This window comes from Escherichia sp. MOD1-EC5950, from assembly GCF_002965345.1.
GTDB classification, from domain to species: domain Bacteria; phylum Pseudomonadota; class Gammaproteobacteria; order Enterobacterales; family Enterobacteriaceae; genus Escherichia; species Escherichia marmotae.
This window is the reverse complement of the sequence record NZ_PTSR01000004.1, coordinates 161,920-182,186: the sequence shown is the minus strand read 5'-3', so window position 1 is coordinate 182,186 and position 20,267 is coordinate 161,920. Positions and strand designations below refer to the sequence as shown.

Below are 20,267 nucleotides of genomic sequence, written 5' to 3'. Positions count from 1 at the left end.
TGCGATTCACCAGACACCGGAGGATCACAATGCTGCGATGGCAACCGGGAGCAACTCTGCTCTCCGCATTTGATATCAAAATTGGCCGACTCTCGGCCAGCGTCAGGAAACAGACTTTGACCGAGTCTGATATTGCCCGTGCCTGCCATGTGGCAGATGACGCAATAAGCTACATAATGAGGAAAGACCATGAAAAGCGATCACGACATAATCACCAGAGAAGAAATGGTCGAGCTGACGGGAAGCCCACTTAAATCAAAGCAATGTGAGGCTCTTCGGCGGGCTGGAATTTTCTTCATGGAAAGGGCTGACGGACACCCAAAAACAACCTGGGGCCATTTCATGAACCCAATAAAATTTCGCAATTTACAGGAGGTGACGACGCGAAAAGATGATGAACCTGATTTTGGAGCAATATTTAATGGCCGGAAAGAGAAAGAACCCAGCAGATAACTGGATGCCGCCTCGTGTATACCAGGGCAAAGCGGCCTACGAATTCAGGAATAAAGATAACAAAGCGATACGCCTGTGCGCATTGGATGCGCCACGATCAGCCGTATGGCTGGCATATGAAAAAGCGGTCGGTGACGAAAAAGAAAGAAATACTTTTCAGGCGCTCGCGGAACAATTCATGACCTCCCCTGATTTTATGGATTTGGCAGTCGAAACCCGGAAAGACTACACAAAATACTCCGGAAAAGTTCTGCCTGTCTTCGGGAAGATCGACCCGGATAAAATCAAACCTGAACATATTCGGCGCTATATGGATCAACGCGGTTTATCAAGTCGAACCCAGGCAAACAGGGAAAAAAGCTTTATGTCCAGGGTATTCCGTTGGGGTTATGAACGAGGTTATGTTCAGAGGAATCCTTGTCAGGGAGTTAAGCAGTTTAAAGAGACAGCACGCGAACGTTATATTACGGATGAAGAATATCAGGCCGTTTATGAAGTGTCTCCTGACGTCGTTCGCGTGGCAATGGAGATTGCCTACTTATGCGTGGCCAGACAGAGTGATGTACTTTCATTGCAGAAAGACCAACTGTTCGATTCCGGGATCTACATTCGTCAGGGAAAAACCGGCGTTAAGCAAATCAAAGCCTGGTCGCCTCGTCTGCAGAAAGCGATAGCTCTGGCTCGTTCTCTGCCATTAAAAACGGGAATCAGTAGTCTGTTTGTGATTCATCAAACTACCGGTGGCAAGTACACCCGTGATGGTTTTAACTCTCGTTGGCGTGATGTCAAAGCTGCGGCACAGGAAAAATATCCTCATCTGCAAATAGACTTCACATTTCATGATCTGAAAGCAAAAGGTATCTCTGATCTGGAAGGCAGCCTGGAAGAGAAGCAAGCAATTTCCGGGCATAAGAACCCACGACAGACAGCAGCATATGACCGAAAAGTTAAAGTAGTGCCCGTAGTTGGTGGCCAGAGAAAATGAATGATGATGCGTCCAGAGAAAAATCATCTTCGGACGCATCTTCGGAAATGAGAAAGAAGATACAAAAAAACCACCCGAAGGTGGTTTCACGACACTGCTTATTGCTTTGATTTTATTCTTATCTTTCCCATGGTACCCGGAGCGGGACTTGAACCCGCACAGCGCGAACGCCGAGGGATTTTAAATCCCTTGTGTCTACCGATTCCACCATCCGGGCTCGGGAAAAAAGTGGAGGCGCGTTCCGGAGTCGAACCGGACTAGACGGATTTGCAATCCGCTACATAACCGCTTTGTTAACGCGCCAAATTCTTCAGGCTTTTCAGCCAGACACCCGCTTATGCCGATGTCTTTTAAACTGGAGCGGGAAACGAGACTCGAACTCGCGCCCCCGACCTTGGCAAGGTCGTGCTCTACCAACTGAGCTATTCCCGCATTCATCAAGCAATCAGCTAATCACTTGATTTTATTATCGTCTGGCAATCAGTACCGCCGTTCGATGCGTTGCATTCTACTTACCTGACGCGATGAGTCAACGATATTTTTCACCAGTTTTGATCGTTTGCTGAATTTTGCGTCGAAACGATCACTGATCAAGCAAATCTGCGCGCGCAGCGCTCAAATATTGCAACATTGACCACAAAGTCAGTACCGCTGCCACAAAGAAAAGTGCAATACCAGCGTATTCAACCCAAATGTTCGGGCGCCATAACAGCCAGGCCAACGCTACCATTTGAGCAGTAGTTTTAACTTTACCGATCCAGGATACGGCCACGCTGCTGCGTTTACCCAATTCAGCCATCCATTCGCGCAACGCGGAGATGATAATTTCACGGGCAATCATCGTTGCTGCCGGTAAAGTCACCCACCAGCTATGGTAATGTTCTGTTACCAGCACCATAGCGATGGCTACCAGCACTTTATCTGCTACTGGATCAAGGAAAGCACCAAACCGGGTACTCTGGTTCCAGCGACGCGCCAGAAAACCGTCGAACCAGTCAGTCACCGCTGCGACACAGAAAATGAGCGCAGCAGCAAACGGTGACCAGGTAACAGGCAGATAAAAAACCAATACAAAGAATGGGATAAGGATGACACGGAACAGTGTGAGCAACGTAGGGATATTAAATTGCATAATGACGGGTAACTATCTGTTGTCAGTAAGATTACCCCTATGTTGCTACAGAGACATCAATGTTTCAACGACCAGAAGATCTTTTCTGCCAGACCTTGCGAAATACCCGGCACTTTTGCAATTTCCTCGACGCTGGCGTTACGTAAACCTTGCAAACCGCCCATATATTTCAACAACATTTGCCGGCGTTTTGGCCCGACACCTTCGATGGTTTCCAGGGTGCTGGTATTTTTGACCTTTGCCCGTTTTTTGCGGTGACCACCAATCGCATGATTGTGTGATTCATCGCGAATATGCTGGATGACATGCAGCGCAGGTGAATCTGGCGGCAGGCTGAATCCCTCTCCTTCCGGCTCGAAGAACAGCGTTTCCAGACCAGCCTTACGATCGGCCCCTTTCGCTACCCCAAGTAACAGCGGATGGTTTTTATCCCATGAGACATCCAGCTCAGCGAAAACATTTTTCGCCTGCGCAAGCTGTCCTTTGCCGCCGTCGATAAGGATCACGTCCGGGATCTTACTGTCGTCGATAGCTTTTCCGTAACGCCGACGCAGCACCTGATTCATCGCCGCATAATCATCGCCCGGCGTAATACCAGTAATGTTATAGCGTCGATACTCCGCTCGCAGCGGGCCGTTAGCATCGAACACCACACACGAAGCGACTGTTTGTTCGCCCATGGTATGGCTGATATCAAAACACTCCATCCGCTTCACTTCCGGCAGTTTCAACACGCTGGCAAGCGCAGACAGACGCTGGTGAACAGTAGATTGCTGCGAAAGTTTGCTGGTTAACGCAGTCGCAGCATTGGTGCGCGCCAGCTTCAGGTAACGTGCCCGATCGCCACGTGGTTTGGTCTGAACGTTAATCTTTCTCCCCGCCAGTTCCGAAAGAGAATCGGCAAGCAGCGTTTTATCGCTAAGATTAAAGTCGAGCAGGATCTCACCCGGCAAAGTGCGCATCTGACTACCCTGTAAATAGAACTGGCCGACAAAAGTTTCCACCACTTCGCCCAATTCCGTACCGCCAGGTACTTTCGGGAAATAACTACGGCTACCGAGCACCTTGCCCTGACGAATAAACAGGACGTGGACACAAGCCATGCCTGCATCAAACGCCACGCCAATAACGTCAAGATCATCACCAGTATTGGAGACAAACTGTTTTTCGGTTACGCGCCGCACTGCCTGGATTTGGTCGCGAATACGTGCAGCCTCTTCAAATTCCAGATTCTGGCTGGCTGTTTCCATGCGGCTAATCAGTTGGGTAAGCACCTGATCGTCCTTGCCGGATAAAAACAGGCGCACATACTCTACCTGCTGGGCGTATTCTTCTTCACTCACCAGCCCTTCAACGCACGGCCCCAGACAACGCCCTATCTGATATTGCAGACACGGACGCGAGCGGTTGCGATAAACACTATTTTCACACTGGCGAATCGGGAAAATTTTTTGTAGCAGCGCCAGGGTTTCACGCACGGCATAACCGTTTGGGAACGGGCCGAAATATTCACCTTTGGCATGTTTCGCGCCGCGATGCATAGCCAGACGCGGATGGGTATCGCCACTCAGGAAGATAAAGGGATAAGATTTATCATCGCGTAACAGAACGTTGTAACGCGGTTGATAGAGTTTAATGTAGTTGTGCTCCAGCAATAACGCTTCTGTTTCGGTGTGGGTAACCGTGACATCGATTTGCTGGATCTGGGCGACCAACGCTTCGGTTTTGCGCGAAGCGAGGTTGCTACGGAAATAACTGGAAAGCCGTTTTTTCAGGTCTTTCGCTTTGCCGACATAAATAACCGTACCACCAGCATCATACATGCGATAAACGCCCGGCTGGCTGGTTACAGTTTTTAAAAACGCTTTTGCGTCAAACTGAACACTCACTGACTTGTTAATGTCTCCGCATTACACAGACCATGGCGAATTGCCAGGTGAGTCAACTCAACATCGCCATGTATGTTTAATTTACTAAACATACGGTAGCGATAGCTGTTCACCGTTTTCGGGCTGAGATTAAGCTGTTCTGAGATCTCATTGACCTTCTGGCCTTTGGTAATCATCAGCATAATCTGCAATTCACGTTCCGACAAACTGGCAAACGGGCTTTCTGTTTTTTCTGGTTCGATTTGGCTTAACGCCATTTGTTGAGCAATGTCAGAAGCAATATAACGCTGCCCTGAATAAACAGAACGAATCGCGCTCACGACTTCCTGCGGGGCTGCGCCTTTGCTGAGATAGCCCGCGGCACCGGCCTGCATCACTTTCGCTGGTAAAGGGTTTTCGGTATGAACCGTAAGCATGATGATTTTGACATCGGCTGTCGAGCGGGCGATTTTACGCGTCGCCTCAAGACCACCAATGCCAGGCATACTCATGTCCATTAGCACAACGTCAACGGTATTTGCCCGGCACCACTTAACGGCGTCTTCACCGCAGGATGCCTCACCGACAACTTTAATACCCTTTATATCTTCCAGAATGCGTCGTATCCCTGCGCGCACCAGTTCGTGGTCATCAACAAGTAGAACGTTGATCAAAGGAATATCTCCAGAAATAGGGATAACGCTACTGATAGTTAGTCATTAGTATATTAGCGGGTTTTATTGCAACTTTGAAACGTTAAAAATGGTGGGTATTCGATTTTTCTCTCGTTTTTGTAAATTCGATTGTCCACAGTTATGATCACGCCCGTCATCAAAGGTTTGCCGGTTCGTTTCACAGCACAACCAACGGCGAGATGTGACAAAAATTGACTTTATTCAGCACAAATGAAAAATCAGCGGTATGAATATGTAACATTAATTAACCCGAACAATACGTGCAAAAAACATTCATGATAAAAATATTTATTGGTCATTATATTGACTGAATTAATATAGTTGACGATACAGCGCACAAAAAACAACCACTAATATTTTTAGCAAAGCTTATGGTATACTCCGCCGCCTTAACATTTTTCACCGCAAATTTTTATTGCAACATGACGAGGAAAATAAATGAGTACGCCTGATTTTTCTACTGCCGAGAATAATCAAGATCTGGCAAATGAAGTCTCCTGCCTGAAAGCGATGCTGACGCTGATGCTGCAGGCGATGGGACAAGCTGACGCGGGCCGCGTGATGTTAAAGATGGAAAAACAGCTTGCGCTGATCGAAGACGAAACCCAGGCTGCAATATTTTCCAAAACGGTTAAGCAAATTAAACAAGCCTACCGTCAGTAATATAAAACCGGCTGAAAGCGCGCCTTTCAGCCGGTTTTGCATCTGGCACGCAGAATGTAATTGATGTCATATTAAGCCAGTTGCAGCAGCGTAGCAGGCAACCTGTGTCTTATTCGGTGCATTGATTTTTTTCTGCATGTTTTTCTGATGAAAATTGACCGTATTTTCAGAGATTGACAAGATCATCGCTATCTCTGCTGACGTTTTTCCTTCCGCGGTCCATTTCAGAATTTCTTTTTCCCGCTTGCTGAAATTCATCTCTGGCGTCATCACTATTTCATCATTTAAGCGTATCAACGCCATCAGACTTTCGCGCACCAATAACTGCATTTTTAATTGCAGTTCATCACTAAGGCCAGGTATTTCACGCGTACTACTACGGGAAAAGGACAAAAAACCCAGCGCCCGGTTTGGCAGCATTAAATACTGAGTGACACCACGGCGTATACCATGTGCACGCGCGGCTTCCCATAGCGGCTGCGCTTCGCTAAATAAGTCATCATTCCACAATAAATGCCCCTGACTGAAGTTTTCATGGTTAAGCACCGGATCAATGGCAAGAAAGTTTTTTGCCTGATAATAACTAATCCATGATTTCGGGTAATTGGTGTAGAAGGCCACTTTCGGTCGCGTGAATGGCACCGGGTGACGCACACATAATGAATAGAAATCGTACTCGAGTTGTTGAGCCTGCCGCTCTATTTCATGGTAGACCTCTTCCGCGGCCTCCATTCTCTGAAAACGTAACAGCATCGTGCGACGCCAACTGAAAAAATCCGTATCCTGCATAGTTAACCGCAACGCTCCTGAGAGTGAGTATCATTTATATTGATAACTCAAACTATCACATAAATAAGATTTATATATAATTTATATTATTCAGACAATGAATTACTTTTGCAAGACATAGCATTCTTTTATGTTATTAATAAGTTATGCTGATTTGTTAAGCAATTCACCAGATTGAGAGCGCGTTCTCGCCCCGTCTGGAAAGCCGACGGGGCTGATTTTTTCTTATTATTGCAACAGAAACTTCTCAAGGAACTGGCGGGTACGGGGCTGCTGCGGATCAGCAAATAACGCTTTTGCTGGCCCCTGCTCGACTATCCGCCCCTGGTCCATAAAGATCGCGCGGTCAGCAACGTCACGAGCAAAGCTCATTTCGTGCGTCACAATGACCATCGTGCGCTTTTCCTGTGCCAGTTGGCGGATGGTATTCAGGACTTCGCCCACCAGCTCCGGATCCAGCGCCGAGGTAGGTTCGTCAAACAGAATGACTTCCGGGCGCATCGCCAGCGCACGCGCAATCGCCACACGTTGCTGTTGACCGCCGGACAAACGACGCGGATAGCTGGTCTCTTTCCCCGTCAGCCCGACCTTCGCCAGCAGTTCGCGGGCGCGTGTCGTGGCCTCTTCTTTCGGTTCGCCTTTAACGATCACAGGCCCTTCAATAATGTTTTCCAGCACCGTACGATGCGGGAACAGATTAAAGTTCTGGAACACAAACCCGACGTGCTGGCGCAACTGGCGAATCAGCGATTTTTGCTGACTTAACGAACGTGCGGTATCAATAGTAATATCGCCAACGGTGATGGTCCCCGCCTCTGGCTGTTCCAGCAAATTTATGCTGCGTAGCAACGTGGTTTTGCCGGAACCACTCGGGCCGATAATTGCCACCACTTCGCCGGTGTTGACCTCCAGATCGATACCGTGCAGCACCGTCTGACCGTGGAATTTTTTCACCAGGTTTTTAACTTCAATGGCACTCATTTTGGCTCTCTCTCCTGGCGATTTAGTTGATTCTCAAAATGGTTCTGCAGCGTCGATAACACTGTCGCCATAATCCAGTAGATGAGCGAAGCCGCCAGATACATGGTGAACACTTCCAGAGTACGCGAGGTTATCAACTGCGCCTGACGAAACAGTTCCGGCACCTGAATCGTCGCGGCTAGTGAGGTATCTTTCACCAGGCTGATAAAGCTGTTCGACAGCGGCGGCAGTGCCACCCGCGCCGCCTGCGGCAAAATTGCGCGACGCATAGTTTGCCACGGCGTCATGCCAATACTGGCAGCCGCCTCCCACTGACCTTTATCAATAGACGAAATCGCTGCCCGCAGCGTTTCGGCAGCATAGGCGGCAGTGTTCAGTGACAGTCCAATCATCGCTGACGGAACCGGATCTAATTCAATGCCAAACTGCGGCAGACCGTAGTAGATCATAAACAGTTGTGCAATGAGCGGCGTACCGCGAAAAATGGAGATGTAAAAACGCGCCAGCCAGCGTACGGGCCATATGGGTGACAGGCGCATCAGCGCGAGAATAAACCCCAACAGCAAACCGAAAAACATACCGCCGATGCTGAGTTGCAGCGTATACCCAGCCCCTTTTAGCAGGAACGGCAAAGAATCAATAACCAGTTGTATACTTTCTTGCATGAGCGTTTCCGGAGCTAGACGTGAGGATGATAGGCGAACAGCGCAGGCGCGCCGCCAGTATGAATAAACAGAATCGGCCCTTCGTCTTTGAAGCGTTTCTGACTGATGCCATCAATCAGCCCCGCCATCGCTTTTCCGGTATACACAGGATCAAGCAGAATGCCTTCCAACCGCGCCAGCAGTTTCACCGCTTCCATGCCTTCGTCATTTGGCACGCCGTAGCCAGGGGCAAAGTAGTCATCCCAGAGTAAAATTTCTGCTGACGCGGTCAGTTCCAGCTCTTTCGCGATTGCCTGTTGCAGGCTAACCACTTTTGGCAACTGGTCAGCAACGGAACGTGACACGGTCACGCCAATCAGTTCGCTTTCTGGCATCAGTTGTTCCAGCCCTACTGCAAGCCCGGCATGCGTTCCGGCACTGCCCGACGCCACCACCACCGAAGAAATATTAACCGCCCCTTCACACTGTTGCGCGATTTCCAGCGCGCTCTCCACATAGCCCAACGCGCCTAAAGCATTGGAACCGCCAACCGGAATGACGTATGGGCGAAAGCCTTGTGCTTCGACGCGAGTCGCCAGCTCTTCCAGTTGGGCATTGGGATCGGTCAGCGCGTCGCACATTTCAATCTGGGTATTGAAGAGATCTAACAACAAGCGGTTGCCGTTGGTTAAATAGTTTTCTGCAGTAGTGCCAATGGGATTTTCCAGCAGCGCCACGCAATGCAGACCAAGTTTTGCGGCCACTGCGGCAGTCTGGCGCACATGGTTAGACTGAATCGCTCCGGCTGTAATCAGTGTGTCAGCACCTTCGCGCAAGGCGTCTGCTGCGAGAAATTCCAGTTTGCGTAACTTATTTCCGCCCATTGCCAACGGGGTGACGTCATCCCGTTTGATGAAAATGTCCCGACCGAGATAATCAGAAAAACGTGGCAGATATTCGAGCGGTGTCGGTGCGCCGATAAACTCCAGTCGAGGGAAACGGGTTAAATTATGCAGTGGCATAAAAGCCTCCGATGTCTGTTGTTGTGATATTGTTATTATGCACGCTGAAAACGCTTAAATAAAAAAGGCGCCGATTAAAGCGCCCTTTTTTGTCATTATGCTGATTACCTGGTCACATCAGCACCAAACCATTTTTCCGAAAGGGCTTGCAAGGTTCCATCTTTTTGCATTTCTGCGATGGCATCGTTGACTGCTTTCAGCAAGTCTTCGTTACCTTTACGCAGCGCGACACCTGACTCCTGGCGGGAAAAGGCTTCGCCGGTTACTGCCAGCGTATCATTGGTTTTCTTCACCAAATCCAGCGCCGCCAGACGGTCAACCAGGATGGCATCAATACGACCTACGCGCAGATCCTGATATTTGGTCGGGTCATCATCATAGGTGCGCACATCAACACCCTGAACATTCTGACGCAGCCACTCTTCATAGTTGGTGCCTAAACCAACGCCAACTTTTTTACCTTTCAGGTCGTCTGCGGTTTTTATTGTGCCTTCATTACCTTTTTTCACCAGCGCCTGAATACCGGAAATGGTGTAAGGGGTAGAGAAATCGTATTTTTTCTTACGTTCATCTGAGATGGTAACCTGATTAATCACCACATCGATGCGCTTAGAATCCAGGGACGCCAGCATACCATCCCACTTGGTCGGTTTTAATGCGGCTTCAACGCCCAGATGTTTTGCCAGTTGTTGAGCAAACTCCACTTCAAAACCGGTCAATTTACCGTCATCGCCCTGAAAGCTAAACGGCGGGTAAGTCCCTTCCAGTCCCACCAGCAACGTGCCACGCTCTTTTACTTTATTGAGCAGGCCTTCGTTGGCAAAACTTTTCACGCTCATACCCGCAACCAGCGCCACGGCCATAACACCCATCAACGCCTGACGCCCCAGATGTACTAATTTCATATTCACCCCGAATGTTGTTATGTTGGTTTGCAGTGTAGAGCCATTGTTCGTAGACACAAAAACAACTCTGCTACATCTTATTCTTATTTAATATATATCAGAAGCTGACAGACTGGGGGATTTCTGCGCAAGGTCGCCGCGGGTTTGCATCTGGTAACACTGGTACTTACGTAATGCGATGCGATAATTATTGGTGCTGGTGGTGGGCAGCCAGGGTGCGAGGTTTTCATCAAGAAAACCATCCTGCAACAGGTCAGAGGAAATATCGTGTTCGCTTAAATAATTACCCAAACGACGTAGACGAACCACATATTCGCGCACTGTACCGGGGCTCATTTCAGTATGGTCAAAAAGAAACTGCTTAAAGCCGATAATATCAAAAAAATCACTCTGGGTTTTGCAGTGTAAATCACCGCAGAAACGGCATAACGCTGCCCATGATTTTTGTTCCTCATACCAGCCATTTTCATCAAGCAGCGTATCAAGACGGGAAATCTCGATTTTATTGACTATTTTGCCATCGTGAACCAGGGTAATGCGATCGAGTAATTTACGGCAATATGCGCAATGAGTCTGGCTGTGTTTAAAATCTTTAAGATAGCGGCTTAATGGTCGCCTTTTCTGGTGCTGCATCATTATTAAGAACTCCTGGTATTCAAAATTAATGTGCGGCATTTACCTGAGTTATAACTTACCCAGTTTGGTGCGTAACCGTTTAATAGCCTGGCTGTGTAACTGACTAACCCGCGATTCACCGACCTCAAGCACCGCGCCAATCTCTTTGAGATTAAGCTCTTCCTGGTAATAGAGCGTTAATACCAACTGTTCACGCTCCGGCAACATTTCGATGGCTTCCATTACCCGCTGGCGCAAATTACTGTCCAGTAACTGCTGTAACGGGTTATCCCGCTGATGATCGTCAGTAACCAGTTCGATGCTATCACCGTGCTCTTCGCGCCACTCATCATAAGAGAAAAGTTGGCTGTTATTAGTATCAAGCAACATTTGCCGGTAATCAGCGATTTCAATCCCTAAACGTTCTGCCACTTCCGTTTCTGTGGCGTTGCGGCCAAGTTCCTGCTCCAGTTGCCCTATTGCCTGCGCCACTTCACGTGCATTGCGTCGCACGCTGCGCGGCACCCAGTCACGGCTGCGAAGTTCATCCAGCATAGCACCACGGATACGCTGCACTGCGTAAGTTGTAAATGCCGTTCCTTGCAGGGCATCATAACGTTCAACAGCATTAAGTAATCCAATGCCGCCTGCCTGTAGCAGATCGTCAAGTTCTACACTCGCGGGCAGTCGAACCTGCAGGCGCAATGCTTCGTGACGCACCAGCGGGATATAACGCTGCCACAGCGAATGTTTATCCATTACACCTTCAGCGGTATAGAGTGATTTCACGATAAACAGCCCTGCGTTATATAAATAATCGGCATAATTATCCGTTTCTGCAGGTTTTTTAATCGGACGATTAATGGGTGAAATAAGGGGTTATTTGGGGTAATCGGTAAATAGTGAGCAGAATAACCCCGCTGGAGCGGGGTTAAGATAGCTGACAAAGTCCGCCTCATCTTGCCGGATGCGGCGTAAACGCCTTATCCGACCTACGCGAATATGCAAATTTAATTAATTGCGATTCACCTTGTAGGCATGATAAGCGTAGCGCATCAGGCAATTTGGCGTTTGTTGTCATTATATTACGACGATTAGCCCTGCAGCAGAGACAGAACTTGCTGCGGCACCTGGTTAGCTTTAGACAGCACAGAGTTACCCGCCTGCTGGATGATCTGCGCTTTCGACATGTTAGACACTTCGGTCGCATAGTCGGCGTCCTGAATACGGGACTGCGCTTCAGACAGGTTGGTGGTGGTGTTGTTCAGGTTGGTTACCGCAGAGTCCAGACGGTTTTGAACGGCACCGAGGGAGGAGCGGAAAGTATCAACCTGTGCAATGGCTTTGTCTAAAAGTGCCAGTGGATCAGCAGAAGAAGCCCCTGAGAACTGCGCAGTCGGAGTTGCTGTAGATAATTCAACAACAACTTTGTTCGCTGTGGCTGTTGCCGTAGTGTCATCATTAAGCGCCGCTGGAGCCGTTGTAGCGTAGTTTTTACCCTGGAATGTTACATATCCCGCTGCCGCGCCGTCAGAGTCAGCGGCAACTTTAATCAGCTGATCTTTCTGAGTAGCTGCGGTCGTTAGTCCATTATCGGTGTCTTTGTATTCGACATCGGCTTTATTCAACGTCACTTCACCACTTGCATGGTCAATGGACGCGGAGTAGAAATCACTACCGGATTGAACGACGAACTGTGCGGTGGCAGCCCCTTTCGCATCCAGGGTGTTGTGTAACGTCAGGCTGGAAACATCGACAGTTTTACCTGTCGCAGTAGTCAGATCTTTCGCAACAGCAGTGAAATCAACACCAACAGGTTTTGTCCCAGCGGCTCCTGTAATTTGAGTAATTGAATCACCAACGTTAAGTGATTGAGCAGAAACGGAGAAACCATTCAACCCTAATGTAGAAGAGTCAATTTTCTGTAAATCAATGCTAATAGTCTGGCCATCATTCGCGCCAACCTGAATCTTCATCGAACCGTCTTTTGCCAGTACATTCACGCCGTTGAACTGGGTCTGACCGGAAACACGGTCAATCTCATCCAGACGGGATTTGATTTCGTCCTGAATAGATGACAGGTCAGAATCAGAGTTAGTACCGGTCGTCGCCTGAACGGTCAACTCACGCACACGTTGCAAGTTGTTGTTGATTTCAGACAACGCACCTTCTGTGGTCTGCGCCAGAGAAATACCGTCGTTGGCGTTACGCGCAGCCTGAGTCAGGCCTTTAATGTTAGAGGTGAAACGGTTAGCAATCGCCTGACCGGCAGCGTCATCTTTCGCACTGTTAATACGCAGGCCAGAAGAGAGGCGTTCGATAGAAGTCGACAGCGCAGACTGGTTTTTGTTGATGTTGTTTTGAGTGATCAGCGAGAGGCTGTTGGTATTAATGACTTGTGCCATAATTCATTTTCCTGTTTTCAAGTCTACGGTTTAAGTATTGGGCTTCCACCCTTCGGCTTCGTCGCCGTCAACCCTGTTATCGTCTGGTCACTCACAACCTTTAGAATTTTTTTCTAGCGGTCGAAATACTCCCCTTCCTCGTTGCTGTTCGTGTCATTAAGCCCAAAAATAAATCGTAAACTTTGCCCCACTTACGCCGATAACCCCGGTATTCGTTCTACATGTCGCATGATTAAGGAATCTATATGGCGAGTATTTCAACGCTTGGGGTTGGGTCGGGGCTGGACTTAAGCAGCATCCTCGACAGTCTGGAGGCGGCAGAAAAATCTACCCTGACGCCGATATCGAAACAGCAAAGTTCTTACACCGCGAAACTGAGCGCTTACGGGACGCTGAAAAGCGCGCTGGAGAGTTTCCAGACGGCCAATACAGCACTGAATAAAGCCGATTTATTTACCGCCACCTCAACCACCAGCAGTTCATCAGCTTTCAGCGCCACGACCACGGGCAGCGCAATTGCCGGGAAATACACCATTAGCGTCAGCCAACTGGCGCAGGCGCAGACGCTGACCACCCAAAATAGTCAAAAAGACAGTAAAGCCGCCATCGCCACCAGCGATAGCGTACTGACCATCCAGCAAGGCGGCGGTAAAGAGCCGGTCACGATTGATATCCGTGCGGCTGATTCGTCGCTCTCCGGCATTCGCGATGCCATTAACAACGCCAAAGCTGGTGTCAGCGCCAGTATCATCAATGTGGGTAACGGCGAGTATCGTTTGTCCATCACCGCCAATGATACCGGTAGCGACAACGCCATGAAGCTCAGCGTCAGCGGTGACAGCACCCTGCAAAGTTTTATGGGTTACAACGGAACTTCGGGTGATAGCAGCAATGGCATGGTTGAAAGCGTCACCGCGCAGAACGCCAAACTGACGGTCAATAACGTTGAGATTGAAAACAGCAGCAATACTATCAGTGACGCGCTGGAAGATATCACCCTCAACCTGAATGACGTCACCACCGGTAATCAGACACTGACCATCAGTAAAGATACATCCAAAGCTGAAAATGCGGTTAAAGCGTGGGTGGATGCCTATAACGCATTACAGGATACCTTCAGCAACTTAACGAAATACACAGCCGTCGATGCCGGTGCTGAAAACCAGGATTCCAGCAATGGTGCATTACTCGGTGACTCCACACTGCGTACCATCCAGACTCAGCTTAAAACCTTGCTCGCCAATACCCACAGCAGTTCAAACTATAAAACGCTGGCACAAATTGGCATTACCAGCGATGCCAGTACCGGAAAGCTGGAAATAGCGACCGACAAACTGCAAACAGCGCTGAAAAAAGATGCTGCTGGCGTCGGTGAAATGTTTATTGGTGACGGTAAAAGTACAGGCGTAACCACCAGCATTAGCAGCAACCTGACCAGTTGGCTCTCCTCCACCGGGATAATCCAGGCCGCAAAAGATGGCGTCAGCAAAACGCTGAACAATTTGACCGATCAATACAATGCCGCCAGCGAACGCATCGATACATTAATGGCGCGCTATAAAGCCCAGTTCACCCAATTAGATGTGTTAATGAACTCGCTGAACTCCACCAGCAGCTATCTGACACAACAGTTCGACACCTCAAATAGCAGTTCGAAATAATCTCAGGAGAGACAATGTACAGCGCAAAAGGCACCCAGGCCTACGCACAAATTGGCGTCGAAAGCGCCGTAATGAGTGCCAGCCAACAGCAACTGGTCACCATGCTATTTGACGGCGTGTTAAGTGCGCTGGTAAGAGCGCGCTTGTTTATGCAGGACAACAATCAGGAAGGCAAAGGCGTCTCTTTGTCAAAAGCGATCAACATTATTGAGAACGGGCTGAGACTCAGTCTTGACGAAGAAAGTCAGGACGAATTAACCCAGAATTTGATTGCACTCTATAGCTATATGATCAGGCGTTTGCTGCAAGCTAATTTACGCAACGATGTCTCCGCAGTCGCAGAAGTGGAAACTTTAATGCGCAATCTTGCCGATGCCTGGAAAGAGTCTCTACTCTCCCCTTCATTGATTCAGGACCCTGTCTGATGAACCATGCACCGCACTTGTATTTTGCCTGGCAACAACTCGTCGAAAAAAGCCAGCTCATGTTACGCCTGGCGACAGAAGGACGGTGGGATGAACTCATCGCCAGCGAAATGGAATATGTCAATGCGGTGCAAAAAATTGCACACTTAACGGAAGAAATGGAACCCTCTGCCATGATCCAGGAGCAACTCAGACCTATGCTGCGCCTCGTTCTGGAAAACGAAAACAAAGTAAAACAGTTATTGCAGATTCGGATGGATGAACTGGCGAAACTGGTCGGTCAGTCATCAATGCAAAAATCGGTGTTAAGCACCTACGGCGATCAGGGTGGCTACGTGCTGGCGCCGCAGGAAAATCTCTTTTGAAGCTTAAAGAGCTGATTGCTCGCGAATAATCCGATTACGGCTACGCTTCTAATGTTCCCCTTGAGCGGAGTCGAAGAATGCGTAACCCCACGCTGTTGCAATGTTTTCATTGGTATTACCCGGAAGGCGGCAAGCTCTGGCCTGAACTGGCCGAGCGCGCCGACGGTTTAAATGATATTGGTATCAATATGATCTGGCTGCCGCCCGCCTATAAAGGCGCATCGGGCGGGTATTCTGTTGGCTACGACTCCTATGATTTATTTGATTTAGGCGAGTTTGATCAGAAAGGCAGCATCCCCACCAAATATGGCGATAAAGCACAGTTGCTGGCGGCCATTGACGCACTCAAACGCAATGACATTGCCGTACTGCTGGACGTGGTCGTCAACCACAAAATGGGGGCTGACGAAAAAGAAGCCATTCGCGTACAGCGCGTCAATGCAGATGATCGCACGCAAATTGATGATGAAATCATTGAGTGCGAAGGCTGGACCCGTTACACCTTCCCGGCTCGTGCCGGTCAATACTCGCAGTTCATCTGGGACTTCAAATGTTTTAGCGGCATCGACCATATCGAAAATCCAAACGAAGATGGCATTTTTAAAATCGTCAACGACTACACCGGCGAAGGCTGGAATGACCAGGTTGATGATGAGTTAGGTAATTTCGACTATCTGATGGGCGAAAATATCGATTTTCGCAACCATGCCGTCACGGAAGAGCTTAAATACTGGGCACGCTGGGTGATGGAGCAAACGCAGTGCGACGGTTTTCGTCTCGACGCAGTAAAACATATTCCAGCCTGGTTTTATAAAGAGTGGATCGAACACGTGCAGGAAGTCGCGCCAAAACCGCTATTTATTGTGGCGGAATACTGGTCGCGTGAAGTAGATAAGCTGCAAACATATATTGCCCAGGTAGAAGGCAAAACCATGCTATTTGATGCGCCGCTGCAAATGAAATTCCATGAAGCATCCCGAATGGGGCGCAACTACGATATGACGCAGATATTCACCGATACGCTGGTGGAAGCCGATCCTTTCCATGCCGTTACACTGGTCGCCAACCACGATACCCAACCGTTGCAAGCCCTTGAAGCTCCGGTAGAACCGTGGTTTAAACCGCTGGCGTATGCCCTTATTTTGCTGCGGGAAAATGGCGTCCCTTCAGTGTTCTACCCTGATCTGTACGGTGCTCATTACGAAGATGTCGGCGGTGACGGGCAAACCTATCCGATAGATATGCCAATAATCGAACAGCTCGATGAGTTAATCCTCGCCCGCCAGCGCTTCGCCCACGGTGTACAGACGTTATTTTTCGATCATCCGAACTGTATTGCCTTTAGTCGCAGCGGCACCGACGAATATCCAGGCTGCGTGGTGGTGATGTCAAACGGTGACGATGGCGAAAAAACCATTCATCTGGGAGAGAATTACGGCAATAAAACCTGGCGTGATTTTCTGGGCAATCGGCAAGAGAGCGTGGTGACCGATGAAAATGGCGAAGCGACCTTTTTTTGCAACGGCGGTAGCGTCAGTGTGTGGGTTATCGAAGAGGTGATTTAAACACATCCCCGGCGGCAAACCGGGGATATTTCATTACGGTAGTGGCGTCGGCAACGGCGCTTTTTCCAGCACAGCAGCACATTCAGCCGTTGGTCGATCCACGCGTTCCATCGTCATGCCATCGTATTCAATAGTGTTACCGTCACGCTCAATCTCGTACAGTTCACGTTTGACAGTAACGTTAGTGAGATCATCAGATATCAGCGTCAACTTACCCGGTAAAGCAATCACCCGCTGCCACTGACGGCAATCCAGCGTATCACCCTCTTTAGTGACAATCAGGCTACCTATCGCTTCCGGGCTGACCAGAGCACGTTGCGGCCCTTTAGTCTGCCAGTAGCCCGCCAGCCAGTCTGGCGCGGGCGTTTTCACAACATTGTTATAATTTTCAACTTCGGCACAGCCAGCCAGCAGCATAAGTGCGCCTGCAATTGCGAGTTTTTTCATCATTCATCCTGCATGAGAAGAAAAGAAGATTGTGGCATTAATGCCTTGATGCTGCCAGCCTTTCCAGGCCCAAAGAGAAATTTGATCTAACCATTATTTTTGTGAATTATTACCACGAAAAAGAATTTGTCTGGTGTATTATTCGCGGCTCTTGTTTCAAACCTTCTGAGTTCAGAGGCTATATACATGTCATGGCAGCAATTCAAACAAGCCTGGTTGATTAAATTCTGGGCCCCCATCCCTGCGGTCATCGCGGCGGGTATTCTCTCCACTTATTATTTTGGCATCACCGGCACCTTTTGGGCTGTTACCGGCGAATTTACCCGTTGGGGTGGTCAGCTCCTGCAACTGTTTGGCGTCCATGCCGAAGAGTGGGGCTATTTTAAAATTATCCATCTGGAAGGATCGCCATTAACCCGCATTGACGGGATGATGATTCTTGGTATGTTTGGCGGCTGTTTTGCCGCGGCTCTGTGGGCCAACAACGTTAAATTACGTATGCCGCGCAGCCGTATCCGCATTATGCAGGCTATTATTGGCGGGATTATCGCTGGTTTCGGCGCGCGTCTGGCGATGGGCTGTAACCTGGCTGCATTTTTCACTGGCATTCCGCAGTTCTCACTGCACGCCTGGTTCTTTGCCATCGCCACCGCCATTGGCTCATGGTTTGGTGCACGCTTTACTCTGCTGCCAGTCTTCCGTATCCCGGTAAAAATGCAAAAAGTCTCTGCCGCCTCACCGCTAACACAAAAACCAGATCAGGCACGGCGTCGTTTCCGCCTCGGGATGCTGGTCTTTTTTGGCATGTTGGGCTGGGCGCTGTTAACGGCGATGAATCAACCGAAGCTGGGGCTGGCAATGCTGTTTGGCGTCGGCTTTGGCTTACTGATTGAACGCGCGCAAATCTGCTTTACTTCGGCGTTCCGCGATATGTGGATCACCGGGCGTACCCATATGGCGAAAGCGATCATTATCGGTATGGCGGTAAGTGCCATCGGTATTTTCAGTTACGTACAGTTAGGTGTAGAACCGAAAATCATGTGGGCTGGCCCGAACGCCGTCATTGGCGGGTTACTGTTTGGCTTTGGTATTGTGCTGGCGGGCGGCTGCGAAACTGGCTGGATGTACCGTGCAGTGGAAGGCCAGGTGCACTACTGGTGGGTTGGGCTGGGTAATGTTATCGGCTCAACGATTCTGGCTTATTACTGGGATGACTTCGCCCCGGCACTGGCCACCGACTGGGACAAAATCAACCTGCTGAAAACCTTTGGCCCAATGGGCGGCCTGCTGGTGACATATTTACTGTTGTTCGCTGCCCTGATGTTGATTATCGGCTGGGAGAAACGCTTCTTCCGCCGCGCGGCGCTGCAAACTGCTAAGGAGATTGCATGAAAAATATCGTTCCTGATTACCGTCTTGATATGGTGGGCGAACCCTGCCCTTATCCGGCGGTCGCGACCCTTGAGGCGATGCCGCAGTTAAAAAAAGGCGAGATCCTCGAAGTGGTCAGCGACTGTCCGCAGTCAATTAATAATATTCCACTGGACGCACGTAACCACGGCTATACCGTACTGGATATCCAACAAGACGGGCCGACCATTCGTTATTTAATTCAGAAGTAATCTTTTCTCCCGCTGTTTCAGGCAGCGGGAGTATCTTTGCTACGAATTCTCCATTGTGGACGTACAGAAAGTCCGTGGTATATCAGAAAAATAGTCTCAATATTTGATGACCATGCGGGAATGAATTAGTGGTGAAGCATCTCATCCACAATTTCTTTCGTCTGTAACTGATAAGGATAATAAGTTGGCCAGTTGTCCATTTCTTCAAGTAACTGCTGTTGTGACGTATTCCCCATAAATATATGAAAATGGGATGATTTACGAGGGGCAATAATATGATCACTAAACTGCACAAACTTAGGGGCTTTACTGGCTGGTTCCCGGCACTCAAACAGATAACGCACACCTTTCTTCCCTGATTTATATGTCAGTATTTTAAACCCACTGTAATTATATTTACAGGAAGTCATCTCCTCCCCTCGATGGAACTCCATAACACCATTTTCGATGCCAATTGTGTCAACATCTGTTATGTATCCCTTCTGATAGTAGGCTTTAATATCTGCGAATGATTTACCCGGTTCTTTTTCTGCTTTCATTTTAAAGACAGGATCAAGATCACCACTTTGAAGCAAGGGGTACACCGATTGCCAAATACCCTCCCAATCAGCGAGGGATCTATCCTTCACGTTATTATCATCAAAAATACCCTCTGCTGCTTTTTGTTCCATTTCTGTCAGTGGTGCCCCATGTGAATGATGCCCATGAGCAAGTGCATAGTTGCCTGCTAATAGTAACCCCAGAGCAAAAGCCAATTTATTAACAATCATCATCCAGTTTGTCCTCCCGCTTTAACATCACATAATGTTATAACATAACATTTAATAAAAACAACACTGAAGAACGAATAGCAAAACCTAACCAAACACACGCACCATAACCCTACATTTAGTACGTCTTTATCACCAACTACAACCGTTGAAAAAATGCGCCGTTGAAAGCTTTTATTGTAATGATTTTGTCTTACTGCGCTGCCAGTAATAACGGGAAATCATGAATGCAGTACAGAGACAACATTAAGTCAT

General features: G+C 48.7%; 23 protein-coding genes and 3 tRNA genes. 10 read left to right on the top strand and 16 right to left on the bottom strand.

Annotation, left to right across the window (positions count from 1 at the left end; genetic code table 11):
- Positions 1-189 precede the first annotated feature (189 nt).
- Positions 190-453 carry a DUF4224 domain-containing protein gene (locus BEA93_RS07830; protein WP_000833838.1) on the top strand — a complete coding sequence of 88 codons (264 nt, stop codon included), beginning with the start codon at positions 190-192 and terminating at the stop codon, positions 451-453.
- A complete protein-coding gene (locus tag BEA93_RS07825) occupies positions 422-1,438 on the top strand; it encodes a tyrosine-type recombinase/integrase (protein ID WP_059270178.1) in 1,017 nt (338 codons plus the stop codon). The genes BEA93_RS07830 and BEA93_RS07825 overlap by 32 nt, the downstream gene beginning before the upstream one ends.
- Positions 1,439-1,568: 130 nt before the next feature.
- Here the strand turns inward: BEA93_RS07825 and BEA93_RS07820 are convergent.
- From BEA93_RS07820 to uvrY, 6 genes are all read right to left on the bottom strand, one after another.
- Positions 1,569-1,655, bottom strand: a tRNA-Leu gene (locus BEA93_RS07820).
- A 12-nt stretch (positions 1,656-1,667) separates the two neighbouring features.
- Positions 1,668-1,741: transfer RNA gene (locus BEA93_RS07815), tRNA-Cys, on the bottom strand.
- A gap of 53 nt (positions 1,742-1,794) precedes the next feature.
- A tRNA-Gly gene (locus tag BEA93_RS07810) sits at positions 1,795-1,870 on the bottom strand.
- Between the two features lie 151 nt (positions 1,871-2,021).
- Entirely contained in the window at positions 2,022-2,570 is a 549-nt protein-coding gene (gene pgsA, locus BEA93_RS07805; RefSeq protein ID WP_001160187.1) for a CDP-diacylglycerol--glycerol-3-phosphate 3-phosphatidyltransferase, read from the bottom strand.
- Between the two features lie 56 nt (positions 2,571-2,626).
- Positions 2,627-4,459, bottom strand: a complete 1,833-nt coding sequence (gene uvrC / locus BEA93_RS07800) for an excinuclease ABC subunit UvrC (RefSeq protein ID WP_000116020.1) — start codon at positions 4,457-4,459, stop codon at positions 2,627-2,629.
- Positions 4,456-5,112, bottom strand: coding sequence for a UvrY/SirA/GacA family response regulator transcription factor (gene uvrY, locus BEA93_RS07795; protein ID WP_000611331.1), 657 nt, complete (start codon positions 5,110-5,112; stop codon positions 4,456-4,458). The genes uvrC and uvrY overlap by 4 nt, the downstream gene beginning before the upstream one ends.
- Positions 5,113-5,444: 332 nt before the next feature.
- Between uvrY and BEA93_RS25015 the strand changes: the two genes are divergently transcribed.
- Together BEA93_RS25015 and yecF are read left to right on the top strand one after the other, a co-directional pair.
- Positions 5,445-5,585, top strand: coding sequence for a hypothetical protein (locus BEA93_RS25015; protein ID WP_228929308.1), 141 nt, complete (start codon positions 5,445-5,447; stop codon positions 5,583-5,585).
- Entirely contained in the window at positions 5,572-5,796 is a 225-nt protein-coding gene (yecF, locus tag BEA93_RS07790) for a DUF2594 family protein YecF (RefSeq protein ID WP_000106471.1), read from the top strand. Before BEA93_RS25015 ends, yecF begins: the two co-directional genes overlap by 14 nt.
- 66 nt (positions 5,797-5,862) lie before the next feature.
- Here yecF and sdiA read toward each other — a convergent pair whose 3' ends face one another.
- The 8 genes from sdiA to BEA93_RS07750 form a co-directional block, all read right to left on the bottom strand.
- Entirely contained in the window at positions 5,863-6,585 is a 723-nt protein-coding gene (gene sdiA / locus BEA93_RS07785) for a transcriptional regulator SdiA (RefSeq protein WP_001154282.1), read from the bottom strand.
- A 228-nt stretch (positions 6,586-6,813) separates the two neighbouring features.
- Positions 6,814-7,566, bottom strand: a complete 753-nt coding sequence (gene tcyN, locus BEA93_RS07780; protein ID WP_001516561.1) for an L-cystine ABC transporter ATP-binding protein TcyN — start codon at positions 7,564-7,566, stop codon at positions 6,814-6,816.
- Complete coding sequence (gene tcyL / locus BEA93_RS07775) at positions 7,563-8,231, bottom strand: cystine ABC transporter permease (RefSeq protein ID WP_001158227.1); 669 nt, start codon at positions 8,229-8,231, stop codon at positions 7,563-7,565. Before tcyL ends, tcyN begins: the two co-directional genes overlap by 4 nt.
- Before the next feature lie 14 nt (positions 8,232-8,245).
- On the bottom strand, positions 8,246-9,232 hold the full coding sequence (dcyD, locus tag BEA93_RS07770; protein ID WP_105224424.1) for a D-cysteine desulfhydrase: 987 nt from the start codon (positions 9,230-9,232) through the stop codon (positions 8,246-8,248).
- Between the two features lie 104 nt (positions 9,233-9,336).
- The gene (tcyJ, locus tag BEA93_RS07765) at positions 9,337-10,137 is read right to left on the bottom strand and encodes a cystine ABC transporter substrate-binding protein (protein WP_000779811.1); all 801 of its coding nucleotides are present in this window, start codon (positions 10,135-10,137) and stop codon (positions 9,337-9,339) included.
- 87 nt (positions 10,138-10,224) lie between these two features.
- Positions 10,225-10,776: a flagella biosynthesis regulatory protein FliZ gene (gene fliZ / locus BEA93_RS07760; protein WP_024191890.1), complete on the bottom strand. Its 552-nt coding sequence runs from the start codon at positions 10,774-10,776 to the stop codon at positions 10,225-10,227.
- A gap of 45 nt (positions 10,777-10,821) precedes the next feature.
- Complete coding sequence (gene fliA / locus BEA93_RS07755) at positions 10,822-11,541, bottom strand: RNA polymerase sigma factor FliA (RefSeq protein ID WP_000839544.1); 720 nt, start codon at positions 11,539-11,541, stop codon at positions 10,822-10,824.
- 305 nt (positions 11,542-11,846) lie between these two features.
- Entirely contained in the window at positions 11,847-13,157 is a 1,311-nt protein-coding gene (locus BEA93_RS07750) for a FliC/FljB family flagellin (protein ID WP_000079767.1), read from the bottom strand.
- A gap of 245 nt (positions 13,158-13,402) precedes the next feature.
- Here BEA93_RS07750 and fliD point away from each other — a divergent pair, with 245 nt between their 5' ends.
- The 4 genes from fliD to amyA all read left to right on the top strand — a co-directional run bounded on the left by fliD (position 13,403) and on the right by amyA (position 17,173).
- Positions 13,403-14,818 (top strand): flagellar filament capping protein FliD, encoded by a 1,416-nt coding sequence (gene fliD / locus BEA93_RS07740; protein ID WP_105224423.1) that lies wholly within the window; start codon positions 13,403-13,405, stop codon positions 14,816-14,818.
- Between the two features lie 14 nt (positions 14,819-14,832).
- The gene (fliS, locus tag BEA93_RS07735) at positions 14,833-15,243 is read left to right on the top strand and encodes a flagellar export chaperone FliS (protein WP_000286599.1); all 411 of its coding nucleotides are present in this window, start codon (positions 14,833-14,835) and stop codon (positions 15,241-15,243) included.
- Positions 15,243-15,608 carry a flagella biosynthesis regulatory protein FliT gene (fliT, locus tag BEA93_RS07730; RefSeq protein ID WP_001015042.1) on the top strand — a complete coding sequence of 122 codons (366 nt, stop codon included), beginning with the start codon at positions 15,243-15,245 and terminating at the stop codon, positions 15,606-15,608. The genes fliS and fliT overlap by 1 nt, the downstream gene beginning before the upstream one ends.
- A gap of 77 nt (positions 15,609-15,685) precedes the next feature.
- Positions 15,686-17,173, top strand: a complete 1,488-nt coding sequence (gene amyA, locus BEA93_RS07725; protein WP_016262078.1) for an alpha-amylase — start codon at positions 15,686-15,688, stop codon at positions 17,171-17,173.
- 33 nt (positions 17,174-17,206) lie between these two features.
- Here the strand turns inward: amyA and yedD are convergent, their stop codons facing one another.
- Complete coding sequence (gene yedD, locus BEA93_RS07720; RefSeq protein ID WP_001516567.1) at positions 17,207-17,620, bottom strand: lipoprotein YedD; 414 nt, start codon at positions 17,618-17,620, stop codon at positions 17,207-17,209.
- Positions 17,621-17,806: 186 nt separating this feature from the next.
- Here yedD and yedE point away from each other — a divergent pair, with 186 nt between their 5' ends.
- Positions 17,807-19,012, top strand: coding sequence for a selenium metabolism membrane protein YedE/FdhT (gene yedE / locus BEA93_RS07710; protein WP_001516568.1), 1,206 nt, complete (start codon positions 17,807-17,809; stop codon positions 19,010-19,012).
- Positions 19,009-19,242: a sulfurtransferase-like selenium metabolism protein YedF gene (gene yedF / locus BEA93_RS07705; RefSeq protein WP_000790504.1), complete on the top strand. Its 234-nt coding sequence runs from the start codon at positions 19,009-19,011 to the stop codon at positions 19,240-19,242. Before yedE ends, yedF begins: the two co-directional genes overlap by 4 nt.
- A gap of 125 nt (positions 19,243-19,367) precedes the next feature.
- Here the strand turns inward: yedF and zinT are convergent, their stop codons facing one another.
- A complete protein-coding gene (gene zinT / locus BEA93_RS07700; protein WP_001516569.1) occupies positions 19,368-20,015 on the bottom strand; it encodes a metal-binding protein ZinT in 648 nt (215 codons plus the stop codon).
- Between the last annotated feature and the right edge of the window lie 252 nt (positions 20,016-20,267).